The 21,792-nt window shown below is 39.9% G+C and carries 19 protein-coding genes; 6 read left to right on the top strand and 13 right to left on the bottom strand.

Translation table 11 applies throughout. The features are described 5' to 3' along the window. Positions 1–143: 143 nt before the first annotated feature. The 4 genes from V6260_RS14120 (at position 144) to V6260_RS14135 (ending at position 2,879) form a co-directional block, all read left to right on the top strand. Positions 144–731 (top strand): DUF4202 domain-containing protein, encoded by a 588-nt coding sequence (locus tag V6260_RS14120; protein WP_341594785.1) that lies wholly within the window; start codon positions 144–146, stop codon positions 729–731. Positions 732–771: 40 nt separating this feature from the next. Next, positions 772–1,275: a zf-TFIIB domain-containing protein gene (locus tag V6260_RS14125; RefSeq protein WP_341594787.1), complete on the top strand. Its 504-nt coding sequence runs from the start codon at positions 772–774 to the stop codon at positions 1,273–1,275. 100 nt (positions 1,276–1,375) lie between these two features. Beyond that, positions 1,376–2,134 carry a hypothetical protein gene (locus V6260_RS14130; protein ID WP_341594788.1) on the top strand — a complete coding sequence of 253 codons (759 nt, stop codon included), beginning with the start codon at positions 1,376–1,378 and terminating at the stop codon, positions 2,132–2,134. Beyond that, on the top strand, positions 2,121–2,879 hold the full coding sequence (locus V6260_RS14135) for a hypothetical protein (protein WP_341594789.1): 759 nt from the start codon (positions 2,121–2,123) through the stop codon (positions 2,877–2,879). The genes V6260_RS14130 and V6260_RS14135 overlap by 14 nt, the downstream gene beginning before the upstream one ends. 229 nt (positions 2,880–3,108) lie before the next feature. Here the strand turns inward: V6260_RS14135 and der are convergent, their stop codons facing one another. The 9 genes from der to ndk all read right to left on the bottom strand — a co-directional run bounded on the left by der (position 3,109) and on the right by ndk (position 13,876). Next, a complete protein-coding gene (gene der, locus V6260_RS14140; protein ID WP_024597862.1) occupies positions 3,109–4,575 on the bottom strand; it encodes a ribosome biogenesis GTPase Der in 1,467 nt (488 codons plus the stop codon). 74 nt (positions 4,576–4,649) lie between these two features. Continuing rightward, positions 4,650–5,828, bottom strand: coding sequence for an outer membrane protein assembly factor BamB (bamB, locus tag V6260_RS14145; RefSeq protein ID WP_341594790.1), 1,179 nt, complete (start codon positions 5,826–5,828; stop codon positions 4,650–4,652). A 10-nt stretch (positions 5,829–5,838) separates the two neighbouring features. Continuing rightward, on the bottom strand, positions 5,839–6,459 hold the full coding sequence (locus V6260_RS14150) for a tetratricopeptide repeat protein (RefSeq protein ID WP_341594791.1): 621 nt from the start codon (positions 6,457–6,459) through the stop codon (positions 5,839–5,841). Positions 6,460–6,478: 19 nt separating this feature from the next. Beyond that, positions 6,479–7,759 (bottom strand): histidine--tRNA ligase, encoded by a 1,281-nt coding sequence (gene hisS, locus V6260_RS14155; protein ID WP_341594792.1) that lies wholly within the window; start codon positions 7,757–7,759, stop codon positions 6,479–6,481. Between the two features lie 396 nt (positions 7,760–8,155). Then, on the bottom strand, positions 8,156–9,274 hold the full coding sequence (gene ispG, locus V6260_RS14160; RefSeq protein WP_341594793.1) for a flavodoxin-dependent (E)-4-hydroxy-3-methylbut-2-enyl-diphosphate synthase: 1,119 nt from the start codon (positions 9,272–9,274) through the stop codon (positions 8,156–8,158). Positions 9,275–9,279: 5 nt separating this feature from the next. Further along, entirely contained in the window at positions 9,280–10,149 is an 870-nt protein-coding gene (locus tag V6260_RS14165; protein WP_341594794.1) for a RodZ domain-containing protein, read from the bottom strand. After that, on the bottom strand, positions 10,146–12,017 hold the full coding sequence (pilW, locus tag V6260_RS14170) for a type IV pilus biogenesis/stability protein PilW (RefSeq protein ID WP_341594795.1): 1,872 nt from the start codon (positions 12,015–12,017) through the stop codon (positions 10,146–10,148). Before pilW ends, V6260_RS14165 begins: the two co-directional genes overlap by 4 nt. Positions 12,018–12,143: 126 nt before the next feature. Continuing rightward, positions 12,144–13,274 carry a bifunctional tRNA (adenosine(37)-C2)-methyltransferase TrmG/ribosomal RNA large subunit methyltransferase RlmN gene (locus V6260_RS14175; RefSeq protein WP_058550525.1) on the bottom strand — a complete coding sequence of 377 codons (1,131 nt, stop codon included), beginning with the start codon at positions 13,272–13,274 and terminating at the stop codon, positions 12,144–12,146. Positions 13,275–13,444: 170 nt separating this feature from the next. Next, the gene (ndk, locus tag V6260_RS14180) at positions 13,445–13,876 is read right to left on the bottom strand and encodes a nucleoside-diphosphate kinase (RefSeq protein WP_341594796.1); all 432 of its coding nucleotides are present in this window, start codon (positions 13,874–13,876) and stop codon (positions 13,445–13,447) included. A 217-nt stretch (positions 13,877–14,093) separates the two neighbouring features. Here ndk and yegQ point away from each other — a divergent pair, with 217 nt between their 5' ends. Both yegQ and V6260_RS14190 read left to right on the top strand, forming a co-directional pair. Continuing rightward, positions 14,094–15,479 carry a tRNA 5-hydroxyuridine modification protein YegQ gene (gene yegQ, locus V6260_RS14185; protein ID WP_341594797.1) on the top strand — a complete coding sequence of 462 codons (1,386 nt, stop codon included), beginning with the start codon at positions 14,094–14,096 and terminating at the stop codon, positions 15,477–15,479. A 257-nt stretch (positions 15,480–15,736) separates the two neighbouring features. Then, on the top strand, positions 15,737–16,609 hold the full coding sequence (locus tag V6260_RS14190) for a DMT family transporter (RefSeq protein WP_341594798.1): 873 nt from the start codon (positions 15,737–15,739) through the stop codon (positions 16,607–16,609). Positions 16,610–16,653: 44 nt separating this feature from the next. Here the strand turns inward: V6260_RS14190 and V6260_RS14195 are convergent, their stop codons facing one another. The 4 genes from V6260_RS14195 to V6260_RS14210 form a co-directional block, all read right to left on the bottom strand. Then, positions 16,654–17,178, bottom strand: coding sequence for a substrate binding domain-containing protein (locus tag V6260_RS14195; RefSeq protein WP_341594813.1), 525 nt, complete (start codon positions 17,176–17,178; stop codon positions 16,654–16,656). Between the two features lie 9 nt (positions 17,179–17,187). Further along, positions 17,188–17,547 (bottom strand): LysR family transcriptional regulator, encoded by a 360-nt coding sequence (locus V6260_RS14200; protein ID WP_341594799.1) that lies wholly within the window; start codon positions 17,545–17,547, stop codon positions 17,188–17,190. A 334-nt stretch (positions 17,548–17,881) separates the two neighbouring features. Next, entirely contained in the window at positions 17,882–20,605 is a 2,724-nt protein-coding gene (locus V6260_RS14205; RefSeq protein ID WP_341594800.1) for a TonB-dependent receptor, read from the bottom strand. Positions 20,606–20,626: 21 nt separating this feature from the next. Next, positions 20,627–21,688: a Ca2+-dependent phosphoinositide-specific phospholipase C gene (locus V6260_RS14210; protein ID WP_341594801.1), complete on the bottom strand. Its 1,062-nt coding sequence runs from the start codon at positions 21,686–21,688 to the stop codon at positions 20,627–20,629. Positions 21,689–21,792: the final 104 nt, after the last annotated feature.

A 21,792-nucleotide genomic window follows, 5' to 3' on the forward strand; every position in this document is an offset into this window, starting at 1 on the left:
ATCAATGCGCTTACTTTTATAATCAGTATTAATTGGTTTTATATTTTGATTGAACAAATTTCACTTCATAACTTAGAGCAGCTCTAGTTTATTGTTTTATCAGCGTTTAGAATGATTAAAACTAATTACAATAAAAGACCGTCATGTTTAATAAAGTAATAGCGCTGATTGATGAAGCTAATAACCAAGACCCTAATACTGAGCAGTACAATGGGCAAAGCTTTCCAAAAGAGTATTTATACGCCTCGCGCATGAGCGAAATGTTAACCTGTTTTAAACCTGATGCCGATGAACTCATGCAAATTGCAGTGCGTGGGCAGCATATTCAGCGTTGGAAGTCGCCACGTAGTGATTTTGAAATGAACAAGCAGGGTTATCATCAATGGCGCAGCGCACTTTATATTTTTCATGCGTCACTAGTCGTTGAATTAATGAAACAAGCTGGGTTTAACGATACGGACCAAAACCGTGTTTATAACGCTGTTGCTAAAAAAGATATTAAGCGCAATCCAGATAGCCAATTAGTTGAAGATGTAGCAAGTTTGGTGTTTATTGAACACTACATGCTTGGGTTTGCTAATAGCAAGCCAGATTACAATGAAGAAAAATGGATTGGTATTATTCGCCGCACATGGCAAAAAATGTCAGATGAAGCGCATGAGTTTGTACTTGCAGGTAATATTACGTTACCGGCGCCGCTTGTTGGGCTTATTCACAAAGCACTTGAGTAAAGTAGTGTAATTTAAGTATAAAAATAAAAAGGAATTTTAAATGCATTGCCCACGTACAAATGCCTCTCTTGAGCCGTTATTAATTGGCGGTATTACTGTTTACACTTCAGCGCAAGGCGGCGTATTTTTTGATAACAGCCAAATTTTTAAATTTAGCTCGCCAGAGTTAAAGCATAGTCAGGTATTACTTAAACATTTAAGTAATTATATTCAAGGTGAGGGCGATGTCTCATCGCGAGTAAATTGTCCAAAATGCAAAAGCATTGTAATGATGCGCAGGTATTTTTCGCCAGTTAAGGCCGTCGAAATAGATGAATGCCCCGGCTGTGCAGGAATATGGCTTGATAGCGGTGAACTTGCAAAAATACACGAAAACCATTTATCACCTAAAGAGCGAAAGTTGTTAGCCCATGAAATGGCCACCAATCATGGGTTTATAACTATTAAGCCACCAAAATCAAGATATTACCCCAAAGGGCCTAAAAATGTTCAAGGCACCACAGTTGAACGGCTGGTGCAATTAGCATTACTTAACTTTGAGTAATAAAGTAGTCTTGAACGCTACATTAATTTTAAGCTCGCAAGTGCTGCTAATAAAAGCATGACTTGCCAAGAACAAATTTTAAAACCAAGGGAAGCTGAATATGAAGGATTATAAGCGTAAAACTGCACTGCAATTTTACTGTGTGCTACTGGCGTGTTTTTTGACATCAGGCTGTGATTTTTTATTTGATAAAGCACATGGCTATCGTGGGCCCATCGTTGTGACGATTGAAACAGAAGATGGCTCAGTGCCAGAATTGCCTTTTTTGATAAAGTCGGCCTATTCAGAGTCGTGTGGTCATAGTAGCTGTGGTATTGATTTTGGTTATAAGTATTTTAAAGCTGCCTATGCTAATGAGCCAATTACCTTCCCACGGGAGCGTTTGGATTTATTACAGCCCAACGCCTATGCATCGATTGAGTTTACGGTTACCCATCCTAATTATCACCACCGCGGATTTCCGCGAGGCTTTGCTCCCACCGATGCCGATGACCCCATCCATAGTACATTTACCGTTAAGCCGTTTGCTGAACAAATGAAAAAAGTGGCTGGGTGGGCGACTGGCCCTAAACAAGACATGCAAAACTTTACACCTGAGAGCAGGGAATATAAAAAAGCAGACATCAGGTATCGCCAAGCGCGTTTTAATTTAGGAAAGACGATTAAAAGGCACATTACGGTGATCAAAAATATGTACTTACCTAATTTTTCACCAAGTATGCAACAACGGGTTATTGAAAAATATCAACCGATTTTTAGAGCCTGGTATTACGGCGTACCTGAAACGGATTGTTGGAACAAAATGACTTGCCAAGAACATATTTTAAAGCCAAGGGAAGCTGAATATGAAGGATTATAAGCGTAAAACCGCACTGCAATTTTACTGTGTGCTACTGGCGTGTTTTTTGACAACAAGTTGCACTACGGTATTTGATAAAGCGCATGGTTATCGTGGGCCCATTGTTGTGACAATTGAAACAGAAGATGGCTCAGTGCCAGAATTCCCTTTTTTGATAAAGTCGGCCTATTCAGAGTCGTGTGGTCATAGTAGTTGTGGCATAGACTCCGGTTATAAATATTTTAAAACGGCCTATGCTAATGAGCCAGTCACCTTCCCACGGGAGCGTTTGGATTTATTACAGCCCAACGCCTATGCATCGATTGAGTTTACTGTTACTCATCCTAATTATCACCACCGCGGATTTCCGCGAGGCTTTGGGCCCACTGATGCTGATGACCCCACTCATATCACGTTTACCGTTAAGCCGTTTACTGAACAAATGGAAAAAGTAGCTGGCTGGGCGACTGGCCCTAAGCAAGACATGCAAAACTTTACACCTGATAGCAGGGAATATAAAAAAGCAGACATTCGGTATCGCCAAGCGCGCTTTAATTTAGGGAAGACGATTAAAAGGCACATTACGGTGATCAAAACTTTTTACTTACCTCATTTTTCAAAACGTATGCAACAACGGGTGATTGAAAAGTATCAACCGATTTTTAGAGCCTGGTATTACGGCGTACCTGAAACGGATTGTTGGGATATGGTTGACTGTAGAAAGCAAATTTTAAAACCAAGGGAAGCTGAATATGAAGGATTATAAGCGTACTTATCTGCAATAATACTTAATCATTTTGCGGAGGTAAATGTGTCGCTATCTGCGTTAAAAAATTCTCATTTTGAACCACTAAATAGCGAATTTTTTGCCTAGCTAGCAACACGTTTTTCAAATCTCATAATTGATCACTTAATTAAGCTAATTGGTATAAAGCATAAAAAACGGCGTACTAAAGTACGCCGTTTTTATTGCAATAAACTAATTTTTAACAAATTTATTTATTACGGTTTTCTTTGGCAAACGCACGTATTTTACGTTTTTGCGAAAGCGTTACTTTGTTAGTACGCCCTGCAAATGGGTTATCACCTTCTCTAAATTCAATTTTGATTGGGGTGCCCATAATTTTAAGTGCTTTACGGTAATAGTTCATAAGGTAGCGTTTGTAGCTATCTGGTAAATCGTGAACTTGGTTACCATGAATTACAATACGCGGCGGGTTATAACCACCAGCATGCGCATATTTAAGCTTAACACGACGACCACGAACAAGTGGCGGCTGGTGATCGGCCTGTGCCATGTCCATAATACGGCGAAGCATTGCGGTGCTAATACGCTTAGTTGCTGACTCGTACGCTTCATCAACCGATTCAAATAAGTGGCCAACACCTGTACCATGAAGTGCAGATATAAAGTGTAAGCGTGCAAAGTCAATAAAGCCTAAACGGCGATCAAGCTCTGTTTTAATACGATCTTTAACGTAGTCGTCAAGCCCATCCCATTTGTTTACGGCAATAACCAATGAACGACCTGAGTTAAGCGCAAAACCTAATAAACTTAAGTCTTGATCAGAAATACCATCGCGCGCATCCACAACAAGTAAAACCACGTTACAATCTTCGATTGCTTGTAATGTTTTAATTACTGAGAACTTTTCAACTACGTCACTTACTTTTTTACGCTTACGAACACCTGCGGTGTCAATTAACACATACTCTTTGTCGTTACGCGTCATTGGAATATAAATAGAATCGCGCGTTGTACCTGGCATATCATATACAATTACACGATCTTCACCCAATATACGGTTTGTAAGTGTTGACTTACCAACGTTAGGACGACCAATAATCGCAAGCTTTACAGGTTTGTCTGCAAACGCTTGATGATCGGTATCATCACCTTCGCCTTCTTCGTAAAGGTCGATTAATTCTTCGTCATCACCTGTTACTTCTTCATCTTGAGCAGCTAGTTCAGCAATAAGCGGCTGAAGTGTTTGTTCAAGTAATAGGGTAATACCACGGCCATGTGCAGCTGCAATGTGATGTATTTCACCTAATGATAATTGGTAAAATTCAGCACAGTTTGAATCTGCATCAATGCCGTCGGTTTTGTTGGCAACAACAAAGCACTTTTTCTCTTGTTTACGCAAGTGATTAGCAATGGCTTGGTCAGCTACGGTCATACCTACACGAGCATCTACTAAAAACAGAACAATGTCGGCTTCTTCAATGGCTAGCAGAGATTGATCTGCCATCTCGATTTCGATGCCTTCTTCTGAGCCATCAATACCGCCCGTGTCTACCACGATAAATTCATAGCCATCGTAACTAGCTTGGCCATATTTTCTATCTCGTGTTAAACCTGGAAAATCGGCTACGAGTGCATCACGAGTACGTGTTAAACGGTTAAATAATGTGGACTTGCCCACATTGGGTCGCCCAACTAGAGCGATCACGGGAAGCATAAACTACCTCTTTAAAAAACAACAAAAGGCTTCGCAGTGCGAAGCCTTAAAAAAACCATATGACTATTAGTAACTTAGTTTGGTATTTTTACCATACTAACTTCACCATCACGGGTGTATAAAATTAGCTTATCGTCGGCAACAATTGGCTCAACAAAAAAGCCTGAGCTGTCAAAGTCTTCTCGAGATACTAGCTCGCCAGTTTCTTTATTTAGCCAATGTAGGTTACCTTCTTGGTCGCCTAAAGCTAAGTGGCTACCTGCAACTGCAGGGCCTGTTAGGTACCAACCACGTAGAGCGGGTTGGCTCCAACGTTCAATACCTGAATTTTTATCTAATGCGTAAATAACACCATCGCTATCTACTAAATAAATTGTTTGTGCATCCATCGCAATTTCGCGGTAGCTGCTGTACTCACGTTTCCACACTACGTTGCCAGAGCGAATATCTACAGCAGCTAAGTTGCCGTTGTAAGCTATAGCATAAGCGTATGGACCGCTAATAAGTGGTTGAGTGTCTACGTCAACAAGGCGTTCAAATTCTGATGCGCCTTTAGCAACCGCAATTTCTGCACTCCATGCTGAGTAACCACTGTCTGAAATCAAAACGCTTAGCTTGCCTGTTTCAAGACCTACTAATACACCACCGTTAGCGACAGTTGGAGAGCTTTGCCCGCGTAATGTTAGTGGTGGAACTTCTTGTTCAAAATTCCAGCGCTCTTCGCCCGTATCTGGGTGAAGAGCTAACAATTTACCAGAGCCTAAATTTACAAATATTAAGCCATCGCCTGCCGTTGGTTTAGACAGTGATTCGCCTGGTACATTTTTACGCCAAACTTCTTCACCGGTTTCGCGATCAAGAGCAATAATAAAGCCGTGTTCAGAACCTATATAAATTTTACCATAGGCTTGCAAAATACCACCTGATAATTTTGCAGTGCCGTTATCGGCCCATGGCCAAAACGATAAGTCTTGACGTACATCGGTTTGCCATTTGGTATCGCCGTTAGAAAGCGAAAGCGCTTCTACCTGACCTTCACGGCTGGCAACGTATACTGTGTCTTTATAAACAGCTGGTGATAAGCGAGAAAAATAATGCTCTACACCACTACCAACAGACTCTTGCCAAATTACATCAGTTTCAAACTGGTTTACAATTTCAGGAAGTACTAGTTCATCTTCATCATCACTTGATGAACAACCCATTAGCGTTGCCATACATAGGGCAAGGGCTGCTGTTGTAAATTTTTTCATGCCTAAAACCTTATGCCGCTGGGCTAGTTACTGCTAGGTCATCTAACTTAATTTGTAATAGTGGGTTACTTGTTAATCCACCCGCATCTATTGCTGCTTGGTATGCAGTACGTGCTTGATCTTTGTTACCTTGCTGTGTGTAAATGTCGCCTTTAAGCTCGGCAACGTTTGCATTGAATGCTTCAGGTAATGGTGCATTTAATGTAGTTAATGCATCGTCATATTTAGTTTGTGCAATTTGAATTCGCGCTAAACGTGTAATCGCAATTGCTTTTAATTCTGTATTTTCAGTATTAGACACTATCCAGCTTAGCTTTTCGCTTGCTACGTCTAATTTTTTTGCTTCTACAGCGTCTTTTGCAGCAACAAATGCAGCAAGTGTTGCGTAGTTTGTATCTTTATTTTCGCTAATAAACGTATCAGCTGAAGATAATACATCGTCGCTTTCAACAAGCGTTGTATATGAATCAGACGCCTGCTCAGCGGTAGTAATTTGGTTTTGGTTGTATGCTTTCCAGCCATATAAGCCGCCTAAACCAACAATTACACCTAGCGCAAGTGAAAGGCCGTTTTCACGGAAAAAGCGCTTAATGGCTTCTGCTTGTTGTTCTTCTGTTGAATAAATGTCCATTCTTACCTCTAATGTTCGCTTAGCCGTTAATAAGCTCTGCTAATAGCGCTTTAGCTTGTTCTAATTCTAATGTGACTTGCTCTTTACGCTCGCGTAAATACTTGATGGTCACAACGCCTTTTTCTAATTCATCTTCACCAATAATCACTGCAACAAGTGCATCGCTTTTATCAGCACGTTTTAATTGTTTTTTAAAGTTGCCGCCGCCCGCATGCACCATAACGCGTAAACCTGGTACGTCTTTACGTAGTTGCGCTGCAATTGCAGGAGCTTGAATACTTGCTTTGTCGCCCATTGCTGCTAAATATACATCAGCATTACGACGAATGTCACCTACACACTCAAGCGCTTGTAGTAATAACACTAAGCGCTCTAAGCCCATTGCAAAACCAACTGCTGGCGTTGCTTTGCCGCCAAGCTGTTCAACTAAGCCGTCGTAACGACCACCCGCACATACAGTGCCTTGTGCGCCTAAGCTGTCGGTTACCCATTCAAATACGGTACGGTTGTAGTAGTCTAAACCACGTACTAACTTTTCATTAACCGTATATGAGACGCCAGCAGCGTCTAAACGTTCACATAAATTTTCAAAATGTTCTTTTGATTCAGCGTCTAAGTTTTCAGATAGTTTAGGCGCATCAGTTAAAATTGCTTGTACGTCTGGGTTTTTGCTATCAAGTACGCGTAATGGGTTTGAATACATACGACGTTTTGAATCTTCATCAAGCACATCAATGTGTTGCTCAAGGTAGGCTACTAACGCATCACGGTAATCTGCACGCGCTTCGTTAGACCCTAAAGAATTTAGCTCTAAACGAACGTGATCACTAATACCAAACGCTTCCCATAGTTGCGCTGTTAATAAAATAACTTCTGCGTCTATGTCGGCTGTGGCAATACCAAATGTTTCTAAACCAAATTGGTGAAACTGACGGTAACGACCTTTTTGTGGTCGTTCGTGACGAAACATTGGACCCATGTACCAAAGGCGTTGTTCTTGGTTGTACAGTAAGCCATTTTGGTTGCCAGCACGTACGCATACTGCGGTGCCTTCTGGGCGAAGTGTTAATAAGTCGCCATTGCGATCGGCAAAGGTGTACATTTCTTTTTCTACTATATCGGTAACTTCACCAATAGAGCGTTTAAATAAGTCGGTTGATTCTACAATAGGAAAACGAATTTCTTGATAACCGAACGATGCTACTGTCTCGCGTAAAATGCTTTCTACTTTCTGCCAAACTTGTGTATCGCCCGGCAGACAATCGTTCATACCGCGAACTGCCTGAATTTGTTTTGCCACTGATAAATCCTAATTACTGTTTATGTGTAATAAAAAAATGCTTACACAACAAGAATGCTAAAAATTGACCTGACATTATATACCCAAATGGCCCCATGATGCGAGTTTCAGTTGTAATTAAAAGCGATTTAGGCAAGGCATTGATTGAAAGTAATAGTGGTTCTATTGTTAAAATCAATAACGCAGTATAAATCGCTTTTAAACCAACCCGTTGGGCGGTTCACAGACACTTACTCTCATCGTTGTTACTTTTTAAAAGGGATTGCCATTTTTGCAAAGTAACGCCTTGATATTAAGAGCCTGTGAAACGCTGAATTCTGTATCTTGGGGTCGTTTGGGTACCCATTAGCTATAAAGGTAAACGCCAAACACCGCTGTTTGGCGCTTTATACGGTATTATTCGACTATTTTAACGTCGATAGGTGTTTGCTGCTCTTTTTGAGCAATAAAGTCGCGCACGTAGCCTTCAAGTTGGTCAACAATGTTGTTGTTATCTATACGTGCTTTTTGGCGTTCGCCATTAATATATAAGCCAGAGCGACGATTTGCACCAGCAAGGCCAATATCACTCACAAGGGCTTCGCCTGGGCCGTTTACAACACAGCCAATTACCGAAACCGATACAGGTTCAATTATATCTTCAAGGCGCTCTTCAAGCTGGTTCATGGTGTTCACTACATCAAACTCTTGGCGTGAGCAGCTAGGGCAGGCGATAAAGTTAATCCCGCGTGAGCGTATTCGCAGCGATTTTAGAATATCAAAGCCTACTTTTATTTCTTGTACTGGATCGGCTGCAAGCGATACACGTAGCGTGTCGCCAATGCCTTCAGCAAGTAGCATACCAAGGCCAACAGCTGATTTAACCGAACCTGAGCGCATGCCGCCCGCTTCAGTAATACCTAAATGCAGTGGTTGGTCTATTTCTTTAGCGAGTAAGCGATATGCGCCTACCGCTAAAAATACGTCTGATGCTTTTACCGATATTTTAAACTGGTCAAAATCAAGGCGGCGTAATATATCTACATGGCGCATTGCTGATTCTAATAAGGCTTCAGGTGTAGGTTCACCGTATTTTTCTTGTAAGTCGCGCTCTAATGAGCCGCCATTTACACCAATACGGATAGGAATATTATGCTCGCGAGCAGAATCGACCACAGCTCTAATACGCTCTTCGCTGCCTATATTACCTGGGTTTATACGCAGGCAATCAACGCCGTATTTTGCCACTTTTAAGGCTATACGGTAATCAAAGTGAATATCGGCTACTAGCGGAATAGTCACTTGTTCTTTAATACTTTTAAACGCTTGTGCTGCGTCCATAGTTGGTACTGATACGCGTACTATGTCGGCACCTGCATCTTGTATTGCTTGAATTTGTGCAACGGTGGTATCAACGTCCATAGTGTCGGTGTTGGTCATCGATTGCACGGCAATAGGTGCACCATCCCCAATAGGGACGTTACCTACGTTAATACGGGTTGATTTTCTGCGTTTAATTGGAGATTCTGAAAACATAGCGACTACTCTGCTAATGGTAATTTAAATTTAGCTAAACGATTTTTAGGGAACGCTGAAATATCTACAGGTTTGCCGTTTAGGGTAATACTTACAACGTCATGCTTACCAAGCACAACAGAAAAAGGAGGGGGGCCGCTTACAGTCATTTCGTAGCCTGCTTTTTTAACACCAAATGCTACTTTTTCACCTTCGCCATCGTAAATTTCAACCCAACTTTCATCGTTAAAGTTCATTACAATTGTACTTAGGTTATCTGTACTTTGTTCTTGCTGTGCAGCAGGTATTGCTTCAACAGGCGTTTGTGGCGTGAGTGTTTCGCTAGTTGCAAGTGTACTTTGTGGTGTTAATAACGATTCGTCATCTATTTGGGCTTGCTGCTCTTGCTGTAAAACTGTGGGCTGCGCAGCTTGACGTTCACTCATTTTTGAGTTCTCGACATTTATATTGCTGGTTTGCTCTTCTATTGGGGTCGCGTTTTGCCAAAACCATAAGGCAGATGAGCCAATAACAATCGCCAAAATTAAGTAACTAAATAGCATTAAGCGGCTATCATTTGCTTCTTTTTCTGTGCGACGCGAAAAACTTTGCATGTTTTCTGGTTTAGTTGGTTCTGGCGGCGCAGGCATCATAGCTAATATATTGCTGCTATCTACCTTTAATTCACGGCAATAATTTTTTATGTAACCTTTAACAAAAGTAATAGGTCCTAGTAATGCAAACTCATCATTTTCAAGGCGCTGAACTTGTAATTCAGACAACTTCAATGGTGCTGCAATAGTCGCTATGCTGACGTTTGCTTGTTCACGGTGTTTTTTTAGAATTTGACCAACCGTTGGTTGCTCGCTTTGAGCTTGCGTATTTTCTTCATTCATAATAAGTATGAGTCTGGGTCCACTAGTAAAAGTCTATGTCCTGGTTTTAGTGCTATATCAGGACTTAATTTATTCCATCGCATTAATTCATCAATTAATACATGCCGCTGGGTAGCAATATCGTAAAGGGAATCACCAGCTTTAATTTCGTAATAAATATTAGGATCGTTTAGGTAAATTTTACTTCCGTTCATCACCCGATCCGACTCTTTTAAACCATTCCATTGTAGGAGTTTCTGTAGTTTAACATTGTATCGTACCGAAATGCTAAATAGGTTTTCGCCAGCAGCAATTATATGAAACGGTACTCGCAAAGCGGGCACTTTAGGATTGAGCATTGGTGGCTCTGTTTTTTTCACTGCATCGTACGGTTTAAACTCAATATCTGAGCTATTTTGATAATCGTTATTTGTAAATACATCGGCATCTTTAGTGGTTTCGTAAAATACCACGTCAGCGCCTTCATTTTTTACAGAACTTGCAGGTGCAGACCTGGTGTTATTTGTTGCTTGCGGCGAGTTAAAATTGGCTGTTTTAGGTGCGCCAAATGAAATTATTTTAACTTCATCGTCTGCTGTTATAGGAGCCTGCACCCCGTTAGCAGTAGTTGGCTTAGAAAAACTCGGTTTAGGTGTGCCTTTTTGTTTGCTCTGTGGCTGAGGAACAATGTTATCTGCCGAGTCATGCTCTGTAGTTAGTGCTAGCATAACTGCTGATGTATCCGTTGGTGCACTTGGTGTTAATACTTTTTTACTTGGTGCCGGTTTTGCCGTAGGAGCATTGTTTGTAGCTGCTTGTGCTGCATTTATTAGCTGCTTTGTGCTTTCATTAACTTGGTTGCTAGTTGCTGCTTGTGCTGGCTCTATTTGTGTTTTTCGGGCTATAACTGGGTTTGCGTCTTGTGCTGCTAGTTGTAGTGTTTTTGGTTTGTTGTTTTTAGCAACTAAGCTGACAGAGCTATCTAGCGATGCGCTTTTTTTTCTGACTATTTTCATTTTTGGTTTAGCACCTACTAGAGCGCCATTGTCGTCTTCTTTTAACTCATCTAATTTAGCTTTGCGGTATTTTTTGCGCAGCATTTCAAACTCGTTAAAGCGTATGCGCTTTTCTCTTATTGCGTAAGCTTCGTTGCTACTTGGATAAGTTTGTAAAATAGTAGCGGCTATTTTTTCCGACTCTTCTATTCTGCACATTTTATTTTTTACTAAGTAACTAAGCATTAGGGCGCGAGAAGATACTCGCCCTGTATCATCGTATCGTTTTACAAGTTCGCTGGCTTTGTGTAAATCGCTTTTAGCGTAGTACAGTGCTGCCAAACTTATTAAAGTAGATGTACGTTGTGAGCTATGATTGAGCGCCTGCTTAAAATAACTTTCGGCATTTTCAAAATCATTAAATTCAATAGCACATAAGGCTAAGTTTTCGTAGCTTTCGGCAACTCGAATATAGCTGGGTACTTCAATGGCTTTTAAAAATTGGTCTGTTGCGCGATCGTACTCGTCAATACCACACAAAAATACGCCGTAGTTATTTAGGGTATTAGGATCGTCTGGTTTGATATCAAGTGCTTTTTGATAAGCTTTATCTGCACGAGCGTTTTCGCCAACTTGTTGGTAATAATAAGCAAGAGAGTAGTGAACTTCAGGTAAATCAGGAGCAAATGCTGCTGCGCGTTCTAAGTTATATTTTGCTTGGGAGTTGTTACCCGCTTTTAAGTACTGAAGGGCTAAAGCTATACGTGTGCGTGCTGCGCCAGCATTATTAATTTTATTTTTGACGACGGGTTTGTTACTTCCGTTATAACTACTTTCGCTAACACAGCCACTTAGGGCAAGTGCTGATAGTGTTAAAGCAAGTATAGATCGCATTACCTTGTCTCTTTATTTTTGTCCATAGCGCCTATCTTACCTAAAACCTTTCGTGTTGCATCATTTATTTAAAAATAAACAACTTAACCACCCTACATAGGTAATATACGCAGGGTGGATATAGGGTTAAGCTTGCTGAATATTAACGCTAATGGCGTTATCGTCACGCATTTTCTTTTTCGCCATACGTTTTGTACGGTCAACTACATCACCTGCTAATTGCCCACACGCTGCGTCAATATCATCGCCTCGAGTACGGCGCACAATACATGTAATACCAGCAGCTTGTAAAACCTTAGAGAAACGGTCAATTCGGCTATTGCTAGAGCGCGTGTATTCGTTACCAGGGAACGGGTTAAATGGAATAAGGTTCACTTTACAAGGTGTACCTTTTAACGTTTTAACTAATTCGTGTGCTTGATCAGTGCTGTCGTTAACGCCGTTAAGCATTACGTATTCAATTGTTACATCTTTATTTGCTTTAGAGCCATCAATGTAACGACGACATGCCGCTAAAAACTCTTCAATAGGGTACTTTTTATTAATAGGCACTAAAATATCACGCAGTGCGTTATCTGGTGCGTGAAGTGAAATAGCAAGCGCTACATCAATCTTCTCTTTTAATAAATCAAGTGCCGGTACTACACCTGACGTACTTAATGTTACACGGCGCTTAGATAAGCCAAAGCCCCAGTCGTCCATCATTAATTCCATTGCTGGTACTACGTTTTTAACGTTAAGTAATGGCTCGCCCATACCCATCATTACTACGTTAGTAACAGGGCGTTTTTCGCTATTGCCATCAAGGCCAATATCTTTTGCTACGCGCCATACTTGGCCAATAATTTCTGAGACTTTTAAGTTGCGGTTAAAGCCTTGTTGCGCGGTAGAACAAAAAGTACATTCAAGTGCACAGCCAACTTGTGAAGATACACATAACGTAGCGCGCTCTTTTTCTGGGATCCACACAGCTTCTACTTCTTGGCCGCCTTCAAGTACTAATGCGTATTTGATTGTGCCGTCGCTTGCTTGTTGGCGAACTGATATTTCTGGAGCAACAATTTCGCACTCGTTTTTAAGCTTTTCTTTAAGCTTTTTATTTACATTGCTCATTTCGTCGAAGTTGTCTACGCCAAAATGATAAATCCATTTCATCACCTGGTCGCCACGAAATGGCTTTTCACCGAACGATACAAATAGCTCACGCATTGCATCTCGGTTTAAATCTAATAAGTTAATCTTTTTTTGCTCGGTCATGAAACAACCTCAATCGGTGACGGTGGAGATAAAAATTTACGAGGACGAATTGTACACAATTCACTCACTTTAATCATTAAGTAAAACATCAACAAATATACTGACAAATACTTTACGTAATGACTAAAAAAGGGCCCGAAAGCCCTTTTCATTTTGTTAACGAGTTCGAATTAACGAGTACGTGAACAAAGCTCTTCGTCAGCGAAGAAGTACGCGATTTCGCGAGCAGCAGATTCAACAGCGTCAGAACCGTGAACAGCGTTTTCGTCGATGCTATCAGCGTAGTCTGCACGTAAAGTACCAGCTAGTGCTTCAGCAGGGTTAGTAGCACCCATGATTTCACGGTTTTTAAGAACAGCGTTTTCGCCTTCAAGAACTGTAACCATTACTGGACCAGATGTCATGAAAGATACTAATGCGCCAAAGAAAGGACGCTCGCTGTGCTCTGCGTAGAAACCTTCAGCTTTCTCTTTTGAAAGGTGAACCATTTTAGCTGCAACGATTTTAAGGCCAGCAGTTTCGAAACGGTTGTAGATAGCGCCAATGTGGTTTTTAGCTACTGCATCTGGTTTTACGATTGAGAAAGTACGCTCTAAAGCCATCTTTATGCTCCAATAATTTATAAGTAAAAGTGTGAATATTAACGGGCGCGAATTATACGCGCTTTAGCTGAAAAATCCTAATTTTATTAAAAACCAATTTGATTGCTGTTTTGTGATCTTGATCAAAAGCACAATGCTTGGCGGATTTATAATGCCGCGCTTGTAAATTAATTAATCATGCAACCGACTTATACTCGGTTCGATGTATGGAGCGCACATGCCAACTGTTTCTTCTTTAACTTCTTTTGTACCTGAACTGTTATGCCCTGCAGGGAGCTTAAAAAATATGCGCTATGCCTTTGCTTATGGTGCTGATGCGGTTTATGCGGGGCAGCCTCGTTATAGTTTGCGAGTGCGTAATAATGAGTTTGACCTAGATACTTTGCAAATAGGTATTGATGAAGCGCATGCGCAAAATAAAAAGTTTTATGTGGTGTCTAATATTGCGCCGCATAACGCGAAAGTTAAATCGTATTTACGTGATATTGAACCGGTTATAGCTATGGGGCCCGATGCGCTGATTATGTCAGACCCTGGTTTAATTATGCTTGTTCGTGAAAAGTGGCCGGCTATGCCCATTCACTTATCAGTACAGGCAAACGCAGTTAATTTTGCAAGTGTGCAGTTTTGGGCGAAGCAGGGCATTGAGCGGGTTATTTTATCGCGTGAGCTCTCGCTTGAAGAAATAAAAGAAATACGCACGCTTTGCCCAAATACTGAGCTTGAGGTGTTTGTACATGGCGCACTGTGTATGGCGTATTCTGGGCGCTGTTTACTCTCTGGTTATATAAATAAACGCGACCCAAACCAAGGTACCTGTACAAATGCATGCCGCTGGGATTACGATGTAAAACCAGGCATTGAAAACGAAACGGGTGAAATGGTGCATAAAATTGATCCTAAACAGGTTATTCCTACTCTTGGTGAAGGTGCGCCAAGCAATGATGTATTTATGCTTGAAGAGCAAGGCCGCCCTGGTGAGTATATGCCAGCATTTGAGGATGAACACGGCACGTATATTATGAACTCAAAAGATTTACGCGCCGTGCAATATGTTGAACAGCTAACAAAAATGGGTGTACATAGTTTAAAAATAGAAGGGCGTACTAAGTCGTTTTATTATGTAGCGCGCACCGCGCAAGTGTATCGAAAAGCAATAGACGACGCGGCTTCGGGTAAACCATTTGATACTAATTTATTTAAGACGCTTGAGAACTTAGCACATAGAGGCTACACCGAAGGCTTTTTAAAGCGCCATGCCCATCAAGAATATCAAAACTACGAATACGGTCACTCGGTATCTACTAAGCAACAATTTGTGGGTGAAGTACTTGGCCGCGACGAAAATGGCTTAGTTAACATAGACGTTAAAAATAAATTTTGCATTGGCCACTCACTTGAACTGATGACCCCGCAAGGAAACATTACTTTTGAGCTTGAATATATGCAAAACAAAAAGGGCGAAAGTATTAGCGATGCTAAAGGTTCTGGTCACATTGTAAAAATCCCGCTAGATGAGAGCGTTAACTTAGAACACGCTATTTTAATGCGTAATCTAGATGCGCACCAAGATACCCGAAATCCATTTAAACAAGCTGTCTAGTCTTTTTAGTAACTGCTCAGGCCATTTTGTTATCTAATTTCATTAGTAGGACAAAGTTGAGCAGTTATATTTTCTACACTCTGTTGTTAAAGCAACCAACTTAGTATTTTTAAATACCATTTATGAAACCTATATTGCCAGTAATGCTTATTTATAAAATTTAAAAAGTGAATATACTAGCTCTTTAAATTTAACAGATGTTGTTGAAGCGCTCATCACAGTTACTTTATTGTTGCTTTTAAAGGAATCATTTTTGTATGTGGATAATTTTTGCATTACTCGCGACCATTTTTTTTGGTGCTCGAGGAGTATTATATCAATGGACGTCGCAGAAAAAGATTAACCGTAACTTATTATTATTCGGTGTGTTTTTTGTCGGGTTTATTATTAGTGCGCTAGGTACTGTGGTATTTGGACACACATGGTATGGCTGGGCTGATATTACAGTTGGGCTGGCTTTAGGTTTTGGCTCCTTTGCTGCTAATGGTTTGTTGCATAAGGGGTTTTCGGTTGGTAAAGCGTCTTTAATTAGTATTTTATCTGGATTAACGCCTTTGTTTGTCCTTTTATTTGCCTTTTTATTGTGGCAGGAGACTTTAACAACAATTCAATTAATTGGCTTTTTCATTATTTTTGGTGGCCTTTATATCATTCGTTATTCAAGCGATATTTCGTTGAACAACTTACAAGGTGCACAATGGGGATTACTTGCTGCACTTGCCTTTGCATTTAATGATTTAATGGGTAAGCAATCAACACTTCTTGAGGCAGATACGTTCGCCACTTTAACCTCTATGTTTGGGTTTGGCAGCTTTCTTTTTGCTGTCAGCTGGTTAGTAAAGCGTAAAAATGCACTTACAGCACAAGACAGTTCTGATACGTATTGGTCTGCGAGTAAAACATTTTCGTGCGGATTACTGATTGGATTAACAAACGTGGCAGGTATGGTGGCAATAATATCGGCTTTTGCAATTGGTAATACAGGACTAGTTTCGGCAATTTCAGGGATGAATATTTTAATTATTTTGCTCTACTCACGCATCATTTTAAAAGAGTCGTTTACCCGCCAAGAAGTGATAGGATTAGCAACAGCATTTTTAGGTGTAATCGTACTTAGGCTTAGTTTTTAAAAGTCGAATTAGCTCAATTGTTGCAATGATAAAAACCCATACTGCTACACATTAGTAAAGTGTTGTAGTGTATGCTCTATTAGTAATCGCACTCGATAAGGGATTTGTTTTCTGTCGCGATAAAGTATAGAAAATGGCTGCCCGTTACTTTTCCAGTCAGGAAGAATACGTTTAAGCTTTGTGGCTTCAATAAGAGGCAATGCTATATAATCAGGAATGTAGCTAATGCCTACACCAGACTCAACGGCTTGTTTCATCATTTGAATTTCATCAACTTCTAACCGGACATGCGTGTTTGGATTAAAACTGTATTCTTCGCTTGTTTGCTGGTTTTTTAACTGCCATGGAACTAACCCAAGGCAAGTAACTTTTGGGTGATCTTCTAATTGCTCTGGGTGAGTGATGGTATGATGCTCATAATTGGGGTGAACACACAGCAGATTATGAGTAAGCTTAAGCTCCCTAATAACCCAATTATCAATGACAGGATTTCTTACTCTAAATGCTATATCAATTCCTTCTTTTTCAATATCAATAAGGTTATTTGAAAAGCGTAAATCTAATTGAATATCGGGATATTACAGTAAAAACTCACAAAAAATTGCACTTAAAAAATGTTTACCCATGTAAATGGGTGCAGAGATCCTAATTTTCCCTTTAGGTTGGTCTTTTTCATCACAAAGTGCCTGCTCAATACACTCTACTTCTTTAAATAACTTGCGGTAGCGGTCGTAATATAGCTCCCCAGTATGCGTAAGTGTCACTCTATGGGCATCTCGATTTAGGAGTGTTAATTGCAGAGCTTGCTCTAATAAACGTATTCTACGGCTTAGAGTTGATAGTGGCATATCAAGGCTTGTTGATGCTTTTTTAAAGCTACCTAATTTTACTATGGTGCAAAAGTAACGTAAATCATCGAGAGAATAAATAGCTGCCATCAGAACTACTTTATTATTTAGGTTTTAGGCAATATTAACAGCGACGCTTTAAAATTTCATTAGAGATTAAGGGGTAAGAACTGAAGTTAGGCAATAAAATTTTATATAACTTTGATTTCATAACTCTGCAATAAAGGCACTGGTAAACAACGTAACTCAATCTGTTCAGCAAATAAATTAAAAGTAGTTTTAATTCATGCTCGTTAAAGCCATTGAAAATAGATTTACATCGAGTGCTTTATTTAATTAAGTGAATTTATAAGTCGTCTTTTTTGATGAGTCCTTAAAGAATAACTAGAGACTCCACACAAAAGTGGAGCCTCATTTTTATAACTTAAAAGCGATAACTTGCACCTAAATAAACAGTACGGCCATTTACCGTCGTATTGTATAAACGATCATTAGAGTCTGAATATTGCTCTTCTCGTTCATTAGTCAAATTACTGGCTTCTATAGTGAGCTTTAGTTTTTCATTAACCTGATAAAATGCTGATGCATCTATATAAGTACTGGCATGAAAACCATTTTCGTCTTCATCGCCGTTACCAGCTTGTACCGATGCAATATAGTCACTTCTATAAGCTGCTGCAACGCGTGCGCCCCATGAATCAGAATCGTAATATACTGTAAAGTTACCCGAATGCTCTGACAGGCCAGGGAATGATTTATATTGATCAATACCTGAATTTCCCACATTACGGTACAGTGCTTCACCATCAGCAAATGTATAGTTAGCAATAACACCTAAGTTATTAAATGGGGCTGGTAAAAAGTCGAGGTCTCGTTGAAAAGCGAGCTCCCAGCCACTAATATCACTTTCATCTAAGTTTTGTGGCTGAATAACAGTAAAAACAGTATTTGCTGTTTGCGGATTACCGTTTTCGTCTACGTCGCCTAAAAAGCTAAGAGGATATCCAGTTTGACTGTATGGAATATCATATGTTTCGGTGATAATGAAGTTATCGATAGATTTATGGAAGTAACTTACGGCCGCGTACCCAATGTTTTCAAAATAATACTCGACTGAAAAGTCAAAGTTAACAGATTCGTAAGGTTTAAGGTTTGGGTTTCCTGAACTGATACTGAGGCCATTGGTTGATGTGGCATCATTTTGTACAACACCTGTTGGCACTAATGCACCGAGCGAAGGGCGGGTTAGGTTTTCCCCATAGCTTGCACGCAGTACTAAACTGTTATTACTATCCCAAACTAAATTTATAGCAGGTAATAAACCTGAGTAGGTGTTTTCAACATCAACTACCTCTCCATTTATTAAACCAATGGCATTGGTTTTAGTATCGTAATGACGTACACCAGCATTACCCATTAAGTAACCTGAGCCTAGCTCCCATTCAGCTTCGTATTGCAAATAAGCCCCAAAGGTTTTTTCTTGTACGTTATCGGTAAAATCTGGATTATCTAAATTAGGATCGATATTCATACTTGCTAGCGTGCCTAGTACATCGACACTTACCCATTGCTGTTTATTGTGCGCGGCATTTGTAAATGTCAGGCTTGAGTCGACTGTGTCATTAAGTACGCCATTTTCCCAATCGCTGCGGTTGATGTTATCAGATTTAGTTTCACCGTTTTCACTTTCAAACTTTTTATTAGATACACCGAACTTTATATTTGAAGTACTGTTAAGTGTGTAATTAAAATCTAATTTTATAGAGTCAAATGTATTGGTTATTTCTTCTTCAGATATATCAATTTCGTGATAGCGGAATAAACTACTGTCAGTAGGATCAAACCCATAAGTATTTTCCCCATAATAAGCATCCTCGCGATAATCAATGGTTTCATCGCCAAATGTTTCTAGGTAAACTTTAACACTGCCTGTATTGAACTTGGTTTGTGAACGCCCAACTAAGGCGGTCATATTTAAATCTTCTGTAATTTGCCAATCACTATCTAATACAAACTGACTTATTTGGGTATCAGCATATTGGCTACGGCTTTCTGAATGAATAGCTGCATTTTCAAATACTGAATAAATAGCATCGTTATTTTCGTTTATTTCAAGTGTTGTGAGCTTTGAGCATATTTGCTCGTTATTGTAAGCCGGTCCAGTACAGCCAATAGCTGTTGAACTTGAGCCCCTATTTTGTAGATGATATTCATTACGATCGTTATTAAGTTCGCCATATACCGCGTCAAAGCCGAGTTCAAAATTATTAGTTGGGCGATACTGTAGCGCAAGCGTTGTACCTAAGCGTTCTTGATCATTCTCAAATAACGAATAGCGACTACCGCGTGAAAAGCTCACTTCTTCGTTATTTATTTTGTCTTGTAGTTCACCTGAAAGATTTGAGATATCAGAGCCTGAAGCATTTTTTTTGCGCCAGCGATACGTATTGTAACCTTGCTCATTTACATCACGTTTGCTGTATGCAATTGAAAATAATGCGCCAAACTTATCATCCCAAGTATCTGAGATCAGAGCTGCAAAACGTGGGCTAACATCATCAGTTTGTGAATTGTCACCAAGTTGACCTGATATTGCAGTATTAAAACCATCAAAATCAAATGGTTTTGCTGTATGAAGTCCAACAGTTCCGCCTATACCACCTTCATCCATTTCGGCTGAAAAAGATTTTTTTACGTCAACGCGCTGAAATAGCTCAGAAGCAAATATGTTAAAATCAAAGGCGCGTGATCTGCTGACTGAGCCTCGGCTATCCATTGCCGAAGAAGACGTACCCAAAGCCTCCATACCGTTAAGTTGTACTTGTGTAAAGTTTGGCCCTAAGCCTCGTAATGAAATTTGTCGGCCTTCGCCACCCTCTCGAGTAATCGCAATGCCAGGCACTCGTTGTAGTGAGTCAGCTAGGTTTAGATCTGGAAAATCAGCAATATCCTCAGCGACAATAGAGTCTTGTGCGCCCACAGCATTTCGTTTTAAATCTTTTGCTTTTAACAAACTGTTGCGATAACCCTGTACAACTATTTCTTCTACTTCTGGCTTTACACCTTGCTCTGCATGTAGATAGTTTGAAATACCTAACGTGCTCATTATAGCAGTTGCTAAAAGCGTACGAGATGGTTTGTTTAACATGATGCTTCCTTGGTTTTTAATTTAAAGTTGATTATTAACAAAAGGGTTAGTGCGCACTAAATGACCTTCGTCAAATTGAACCACATAGTTAAAGCGCGCCTGTTGTGGCGAGCCGGGTATAAAATCGGTCGAAATTACTTGAGCACCGCTACTTTTTGCGGCGTTAAATTGAATTGTTCGCTGAGAATTGGTTGCACTTAAAGTTGCATCTGCGCGGGTACGCACCATGTAACCTTTAAGTACAAGTTGCTGAATTTTATAAAAGTTGAGTGTAGGATTGTTCACAACCATAAAAGCAGCTTCGGGCTCGCTTTCATCATAATTGGCAAACATACTAGCCCCTTTTAACGAGGGCCTATTTTGTTTATAAAGGGCTGATTGTTGTGTATTGCCATCAAATAAGAATATGAACTTACCTGCCAAGGCGCGTGTACTTGGCCACCCAAACTTAACGACTGTTTGGTTTAAAGATAACGGTATTTTACGTAAGTTATCAGGTGTAAATAATGAGCTAGGTAACGACTTTCGAATTACTTCATCGAGTAAATAATAATCCTTCGATGTAAACTTAAGTGGATTATTCCCAAGCACTAAATCTGATCGCGTTTCTTTTACATTGAGCATTACAACAATAGGAAAGTGCTGCGGGTTTGCCTCTGACCATGTTTTCAATGTATTCAAACATCCACTAAGCAATACACAATGGCTTTGCACATCAATATCTGGGATGTGCATTACTTTAAATCCGGGAGTAGCTAATTGCTTTTTTTCTAACTCATTAAACAAAGGAGCGGTTGCAAAAGAATTAGCCCAGGGTTTTATGTATAAATCCCCATTAGGGTCCTTTAAAACGTCAATTTCTAAATGGCGAACACCGCTATTTAACTGCTTAGTAATAGGAGAATGACCGTAATCAATACTAGCCATTAGTTTAGAGTTTAAATCATTTAATTTATGTTTAACGCCTACGTTTAATATTTTTTTATAACTGTTATGTGAGCCAATAATTTGCTGTGTGTTTAATGGCTTAGCGTTAACGCTGGTTATATGAACTACAAATATAATAAAAATAACAAGTGGCATAGCATGTCTCAATTGTTGAGTTTGCTATCTAAGAGCGAGCATTTATAAATTAGGGGACATAAAAATATGGATTTAATAAAAGCTTCATAATAGAAAAACACTTT

This window comes from Pseudoalteromonas aliena (assembly GCF_038155085.1).
Classification (GTDB): Bacteria; Pseudomonadota; Gammaproteobacteria; order Enterobacterales; family Alteromonadaceae; genus Pseudoalteromonas; species Pseudoalteromonas aliena_A.

What these genes read in the sequence shown, in the direction of transcription:
- V6260_RS14130 (WP_341594788.1), top strand. Translation starts at nt 1,376, where the DNA reads ATGAAGGATTATAAGCGTAAAACTGCACTGCAATTTTACTGTGTGCTA.
- bamB (WP_341594790.1), bottom strand. Translation starts at nt 5,828, where the DNA reads ATGAAAAAATTTACAACAGCAGCCCTTGCCCTATGTATGGCAACGCTA.
- V6260_RS14190 (WP_341594798.1), top strand. Translation starts at nt 15,737, where the DNA reads ATGTGGATAATTTTTGCATTACTCGCGACCATTTTTTTTGGTGCTCGA.
- V6260_RS14175 (WP_058550525.1), bottom strand. Translation starts at nt 13,274, where the DNA reads ATGACCGAGCAAAAAAAGATTAACTTATTAGATTTAAACCGAGATGCA.
- ispG (WP_341594793.1), bottom strand. Translation starts at nt 9,274, where the DNA reads ATGTTTTCAGAATCTCCAATTAAACGCAGAAAATCAACCCGTATTAAC.
- V6260_RS14150 (WP_341594791.1), bottom strand. Translation starts at nt 6,459, where the DNA reads ATGGACATTTATTCAACAGAAGAACAACAAGCAGAAGCCATTAAGCGC.
- ndk (WP_341594796.1), bottom strand. Translation starts at nt 13,876, where the DNA reads ATGGCTTTAGAGCGTACTTTCTCAATCGTAAAACCAGATGCAGTAGCT.
- V6260_RS14210 (WP_341594801.1), bottom strand. Translation starts at nt 21,688, where the DNA reads ATGCCACTTGTTATTTTTATTATATTTGTAGTTCATATAACCAGCGTT.
- pilW (WP_341594795.1), bottom strand. Translation starts at nt 12,017, where the DNA reads ATGCGATCTATACTTGCTTTAACACTATCAGCACTTGCCCTAAGTGGC.
- der (WP_024597862.1), bottom strand. Translation starts at nt 4,575, where the DNA reads ATGCTTCCCGTGATCGCTCTAGTTGGGCGACCCAATGTGGGCAAGTCC.
- V6260_RS14125 (WP_341594787.1), top strand. Translation starts at nt 772, where the DNA reads ATGCATTGCCCACGTACAAATGCCTCTCTTGAGCCGTTATTAATTGGC.
- V6260_RS14200 (WP_341594799.1), bottom strand. Translation starts at nt 17,547, where the DNA reads ATGGCAGCTATTTATTCTCTCGATGATTTACGTTACTTTTGCACCATA.
- V6260_RS14165 (WP_341594794.1), bottom strand. Translation starts at nt 10,149, where the DNA reads ATGAATGAAGAAAATACGCAAGCTCAAAGCGAGCAACCAACGGTTGGT.
- yegQ (WP_341594797.1), top strand. Translation starts at nt 14,094, where the DNA reads ATGCCAACTGTTTCTTCTTTAACTTCTTTTGTACCTGAACTGTTATGC.
- V6260_RS14135 (WP_341594789.1), top strand. Translation starts at nt 2,121, where the DNA reads ATGAAGGATTATAAGCGTAAAACCGCACTGCAATTTTACTGTGTGCTA.
- V6260_RS14205 (WP_341594800.1), bottom strand. Translation starts at nt 20,605, where the DNA reads ATGTTAAACAAACCATCTCGTACGCTTTTAGCAACTGCTATAATGAGC.
- V6260_RS14120 (WP_341594785.1), top strand. Translation starts at nt 144, where the DNA reads ATGTTTAATAAAGTAATAGCGCTGATTGATGAAGCTAATAACCAAGAC.